Annotated in this window: 1 protein-coding gene and 1 pseudogene; both read left to right on the forward strand. The window is 72.5% G+C overall.

The window, feature by feature from the left end:
• Positions 1-197 (forward strand): annotated as a pseudogene (locus ACFU5O_RS37210) (acyltransferase); the annotation flags it as partial.
• On the forward strand, positions 194-6,702 hold a 6,509-nt coding region (locus tag ACFU5O_RS37215; RefSeq protein ID WP_384247417.1), incomplete at its 3' end, for an SDR family NAD(P)-dependent oxidoreductase. The pseudogene ACFU5O_RS37210 and the gene ACFU5O_RS37215, both read left to right, overlap by 4 nt.

Raw genomic sequence — 6,702 nt, forward strand, 5'->3', positions numbered from 1 at the left:
ACAACCGGACCGGCACAGCCCTGAACTGGGCCGCCCTGCACCAGCACAAACACCAGCACACCACCACCATCCCCACCTACCCCTTCAACCGACAGGAGCTGTCCGCTCCGCCCGCCCGCCGCCGCATCGTGACCGGTGCGGTCGGCCGGCACCCGCTGTTCGACCGTCACTACGAGCACCAGAGCGAGGGACAGTGACGCACCGGGCCGAGACCTACGAGAAGACGTTCGCGGGGCAGGAACCCTTCATCGCTCAGCACCGTTTCGCCGGAACCGGGCTGCTGCCCGCCTCGGTGCAGTTGGAAATGGCGATGCTGGGCGTCGCGCAACGGCGGCCGTTCGCGCCGCTGGAGCTCACCGATGTGGCCTTCCTGAGGCCTCTCACGATTGCCGAAGAAGGGGCGGTGGCCGTACGGCTCGACGTGACCTTCGGCCCTCGGACACGCTTCGAGTTGAGCGCCGTGGTGGCCGGAGACCGCAAGTCGCTGTCCACCGGTACCGGCCGGCTGCTCACGAGCGGCACGCCGGCCCGTGCCGACCTGCAGCCGACCGGGGCGCGGACGATCACCTCGGAGGAGCTGTACGAGAGCTGGTCACGCGAGGGCCTGCAGTACGGGCCCGACTTCCGTACCGTCCGGGAACTCGTCGTCGGGGACGGCGCGGCACGGGCCCTTCTGCGTACAGATGCCGAGCCCATGCCCTGGTACTCCCATCCCCTGCTGGTGGACGGCGTGTTCCAGGTCGTGAGCTGTGCGCTGCAGGACCTGACGGGAGCGGCCGCTCCGCTTCCCATGGTGCCGATCGGTGTCGCTCGCATCGCGGTCCTCGACGACCTCTCGGCCCTGGCGTCGGGCGCGACCGTCCTGGTGCGGCGTACCGGCGTCGAAGGTGCGTACTCGACCGCGGACGCCGTGATGGTGGCGCCCTCGGGTGAGGTCGTCGCGGAGCTCGGCGGGGTACGTATGCGCCGCGCGGCGGCATCGGGATCCTCCCCCCGGGGCTCGCGACAGGCCGAGCGGCCGGTCTCGCGCATCCAGTGGCGGCAAGTGCCCGCAACCGGCCGACGGCGCGAGCCGGCCACGGGCACATGGGTGGTCCTGCACGACGGTGGCACGGGCAGCCTCGGCGAGCGCACCGCGCGGCAGCTGCGCGCCGAGGGCGCCCGCGTGGTGGAGGTCGGCACAGCCGCCTCCCGCACGACCACCGAGGACCGCGATCACCGGGTGCTGCCGTACCCGGACGAGGACGCGTTCCGGCAGCTCTGGGAGGCGGTCGGCGATCCCGTCGCGGGTGTGGTGCACCTGTGGAACAGCGGCGACGCCCGCGACGTACGGGCCGATGAGCCGGAACTCCACATGGGCCTCTACGGGTGCCTGGCCGCACTGAAGACGCTCGGTGAGCGGCAGCGCAAATCCCGTTTCCTGGTGGCGACCCGCGCTGCTCAGCCGGTGGCGCAGGACGACACTCCCGTCCCCGCACGCGCCGCCCTGTGGGGCTTCGTCCGCACCGCGGCCATCGAGTACCCCGGACTTCGTCCGCGGCTCGTCGACCTCGACGACGCCTCCGACGATGCGCTCGTGGCGGAGCTCGGGGACGGCCCCACGGAGGTCGGCTACCGGCAGGGCGTCCGCCATGAGCCCGTCCGCGTGCGCGACGGGTCGGCCCCGCTCGGACCCGGGCCCATCAGGAAGGGCGGCCGCTACCTCATCCTGGGCGGGCACGGAGGCCTCGGCCTGGAGGTTGCCACCCGGTTCGCGGAGGAAGGCGCGGGGGTCGTCGCCCTTGTCAGCCGTTCCGGAGCGGCAACGGGTGCCGACCGGGACCGGCCGGCCGCGATCGGGTCGCGAGGATGCGTCGTCGCCTCGTACAGCGCGGACGTCTCCGCCCCCGGCGAACTGGCGGCCGTGGTGGAGCGCATCCGCGCGGAGTTCGGGGAGTTGCACGGTGTGGTCCACGCCGCCGGCACGCTCAAGGACGGACTGATCCGCACCGCCACCGTCGACGACATCGCCGCGGTGATGCGGCCCAAGGCCGACGGCGTCCACGAGCTGGCCGCCGCGGTCGCCGGACGGGACCTGGACTTCGCGGTGCTGTTCGCGTCCGTCTCCGGCACGTTCGGCAACCTCGGGCAGGGCGGGTACGCCGCTGCCAACGCCTACCTCGACGCCTACGCGCACGCTCGCGGCAAGCCGTGGCTGAGCGTCGACTGGGGCCTGTGGGGCGAGGTGGGCATGGGAACGGCGGTCGCGGAACAGCTTCGGCGCCGCGGCGTCCGGCCACTGGGCACGGCGGAGGCGCTGGACGCCCTGGTCGCCGTGCTGGGCGGGGACGCGCGTCAGGTGGTCATCGCCCACCCCGACACCGAGGACTCCGTCGCCGAGGCCGACGAGCCGACCACCGTCACGGCAACGGCAACGGCAACGTCGGCGCCGAACGGCACGGAGCGCGGCGAGGACCTCGACGGAGCGCACGCCCAGGGGTCGCGGGAACGCGTCGAGGACGAGCTGGAGCGCTTCCTGTCGGAGCGTCTGGGCGTCACCGCGTTCGACCGCGCCACGCCCCTGGCGGACTACGGCATGAGCTCCATCATGAGCGTCGAGCTGTCCGAGGAACTGTCCCGCAGGTGGAGCATCCACCTCCCGGCCACGCTCTTCCTGGAGTACGGCGACTTCGGGGAGCTCACGCAGGCACTGACCGACCGCTACGGAGCGGCCACGGCCCTTGCCGCACCCGCACCCGTACCCGCACCCGCCCCCGTCGGCCCGGCCGCTTCCGGCCCTGTTCCGGCCCTCGCTGTTGCGGACGACTCTGTTCCGGACATGTCGGCTCCCTCCGCGCTTGCGCCGCACGAGCCGGACAGGGCGGGGCGCAAGGACGTGGCAGTGGTCGCCGTGTCGGGCGATCTGCCAGGAGCGACCGACGCGGCGGACGTGTGGTCGCTGCTCCGCTCCGGCGGGCACGCGTTCACCGAAGTGCCGGCAGAACGCTGGGACATCGACGCCCACTTCGAGAGGCGGGGTCCCGATATGAAGGGCACCTACTGCCGAACGGGCGCCTTCGTCACCGACATCGACCGCTTCGACCCGGCCTTCTTCGGCATCTCGGTACGCGAGGCAGAGGAGATGGACGCGCAGCAGAAACTGCTGCTGGAGCACGCCTGGGCGGTGAGGGACGACAGCGGTCTCGCCGACCGCCGCGACATCGGCGTCTTCGTCGGCGCCACCTACACGCATCACCGGGACGCCCAGGGTCTGGAGACCGTCGGACCGCACACCGCGCTCGGGACCATGAACGCGGTGCTGGCCAACCGGATCTCCTACGCACTGGACCTGACGGGCCCTTCGCAGACGGTCGACACCCTGTGCTCCTCGTCCCTCGTCGCCGTCCAGCAAGCGGTCGCCGCCCTGAGGTCGGGGCACTGCGGCGCCGCGATCGTGGCGGCCTGCCACGTCGGACTCACCCCTTGGTACTACCGCAGCCTGAGCCAGCTCGGTGCCCTGTCCGAGACCAGGCCGCGCCCCTTCGACGAGCGGGCCGACGGCTTCGTCCCCGGCGAGGGCGCGGTCGCCGTGATGCTGAAGCGTCTCGAGGACGCCGAGCGGGACGGGGACCGGATCTGGGGCGTCATCCGCGGCACGGCCGTCAACCACGGGGGCCGCGGCAGCGCTCTGCCCGTACCCCGCAGCGAGGCGCAGGCCGCGGTCATCCGCGCGGCCCTCGACGACGCCGGGGTGGATCCGGCGGACATCACCCTGATCGAGACACACGGCACGGCGACCCGGCTGGGCGACCCGATCGAGATCGCCGCGCTGTCCGAGGTGTTCGGTGACGACCCGGCCCGCCGCGGCCCCTGCCTCATCGGCTCGGTCAAGGCCAACATCGGCCACCTGGAGCCGGCCAGCGGACTCGCCGGACTGCTGAAGGTGCTCCTGTGCCTGCGGCATCGGGAGATACCGCCCCTCGCGGGCTTCGGGACACCCGGCGCGCACCTCGACCTCTCCTCCGGGCCCTTCGAGATCCCGACAGAGCCCCGGCCCTGGAGGTCCGAAGGACCGCGTCGTGCGGGAATCAGTGCCTTCGGCATGGGCGGGACCAACGCGCACGTCGTCGTGGAGGAGCACGAGGGGAACGAGCCCGAGGGGAACGAGGAGATCGACGACCGGTCCGTCAGCGAGAACCTGCCGCCGGCCGCGCTGGAGGAGCACCTCCTCGTCCTGTCCGCACACACTCCGGACGCGCTGGGCCGGCGTATGGCGGACCTCCACCGACTGCTGCGGGACACGCCGTCGGGCCTGAGCGCCCTGTGCCGCTCTGCCGCCGTCGGGCGCGACCACCAGACCCACCGGGTAGCGATCCTCGGCTCCACGGCCGAGGAGCTGAGCGCCGGGCTGGCGCGGGCGCTGCGTACGAAGGGCGGGGCACTCGGGTTCGTCGTGCGCGGCGGAACGGTCCTGGAAAGCGGAGCGGTCCCGGAGAGCGGGGCGACCACGGCCGACGAGGCGCACTTCGAGCGCCTGGCGGTGTACACATCGCTCACCGCAGATCGGATCGCGGCGCGACTGCGGGTCCCGGACCACCGCGTGAGCACCGGCCTGGCGTTCCTCCACGTCGGCGGCGTCACCGTCGACTGGCGCACGGTGTACGAGGGCGCGCGGGTCCGACGCATCGCCCTGCCGCCCTACCCGTTCCGGGGACGGCCGGCCGATGCCGAGGGCACGCCGGAAGCCCTGCGCACGGAACACACACAGGACGCGGAGGACGTGGCCGGAACCACCCGTCGGCTGTCGCGGGCCCACCGCGTCCTCGGTGAGGAGACCGTGCCGGGTGCGCTGCCGGTGGCTCTCGGGCTGCGGAGGTCGGGTGTCCTGCGGCGGATCACCTTCACAGGACGGGGGACGGGACGCCATCCTCTCGTCAGCGACCTGGACGATCCCGTCCGCACGGAGTCGGTCACGTTCCGGTACGGCGACCGGATCATCGCCCGTGTCGAACTGCGCGCCGCGGACATGCCGGCGGACGCGGCCGGCGGCACGGTGGACCTCGACGGTGTGCGCGCCGGTCTGGGCCGGACGCTGGAACCGGCCGGCCTCTACGCCTGGTTCGCGGCGAAGGGGATGGACCTGGCCGCGCCGTTGCGGTCCATCACCGAAGTGCACTACGGACCCCACCGCGTGCTCGCACGGGTCGGCGGTTCGGCCGGCAACGCCCTGGAACGCGAGGTGAGGGCGCTCGACGCCGCCCTGCAGAGCATGGCCGTGCTGACCCTGGCAGACCCGGCGGCGGCGCCGGCGACGTATCTGCCGGTCTCCGTCGGACGGGCCGTCAGGTGGGGCGATCCGGCGCAGACCGCCTTCGTGCTGCTCGAAGCCGGCGAAGCCGGGCCCGACGGTGCGCGACGCGGTGATGCGACCCTGCTCGGTGCCGATGGCCGGGTGCTGGTCCGGCTCGACGACATCGAGTACCGGACGGTGACGGGCCGGGCCCAACCGGAGGCGACCGTCGAGCCCTCGCAGGCCACGGCCGAGGGGACCTCGCCGACCGGTGTGTCCGGTTCCGCCGTACGCGGGGGCGAGGCCGCGGCGGCGGAATCCGCGATCGTCGCACTCGTCCGCGACGTGTTCCACGACCCGACCATCACACCGACCACCTTGCTGTCCGCCGTGGGGCTCGACTCCATGCTGGCGACGACCATCGCGGCCGATGTCGAGAAGACGTACGGGGTGAGGCTGAGCCCCACGGACGTTCTGGACGCGGCGGACTGCCGTACGCTCGCCGCGCACCTGGCGGACCTGGCCGCCGAGGGGGTGTTCGCGCCGGCAGCCGACGACCTCGCGGCGCACGAGCCGCCGGCTGACCGGTCCACCGACCGTTCCACCGACCGTTCCACCGACGAGTCCACCGACGAGCGGACTGACGAACAGGCCGACGGCCGAGGCACAGCAGTGGCCCTCGCGGCGCCCGGCCTGGGCCCTGAAGTCGCCGGGGAACCAGGGGACATGGCCGTCATCGGCCTCGCCCTCGCGCTCCCGGGCGCCCCGGACCCGGCCGGACTGTGGTCGCTGCTCTCACGCGGCGGCACGGGAATCCGGCCTGCGCCGGCCGACCGGTGGGGTGGATACGCCAACGGTGACGAGCCCGACCTCGGAGGGTTCCTCGAGAACGTCGACGAGTTCGACGCCCGGTTCTTCGACTTCTTCCCCAAACAGGCCGAGGTGCTCGATCCGCAGGTGCGCTGGTTGCTGCGGACGACATGGGAGGCACTGGAGTCGGCCGGTCTTCCGGCGCGCCGACCACCCACGGCCACGGGCGTGTTCGTGGGCGCCAGCTACCAGCACTACAAGGACTACAACATCGCGCCCGAACTGGACGCCCCCAGCGGCCTGGGCAATCACAACGCGTTCCTCGCGAACCGGGTGAGCTACTTCCTGGACCTGCACGGTCCGAGCATGACGATCGACACGCTGTGCTCGTCGTCCCTGGTCGCCCTGCACACGGCGGTGCGCAGCATCCGCGACGGCGAGTGCGAGCAGGCCATCGTGGCCGGTGTCCGTGTGGCGATGTCGCCGCTGCACTACATCGCGATGAGAAATCTGCGGGCCCTGTCGGCCTCGGGTGCGTCGCGGGCGTTCGACGCGGGTGCGGATGGGTTCGTGCCGGGTGAGGGTGTGGTCACGGTGGTGGTCAAGCCGTTGCGGGCTGCTGT

It is taken from the genome of Streptomyces sp. NPDC057445 (assembly GCF_042802855.1).
GTDB lineage: Bacteria > Actinomycetota > Actinomycetes > Streptomycetales > Streptomycetaceae > Streptomyces.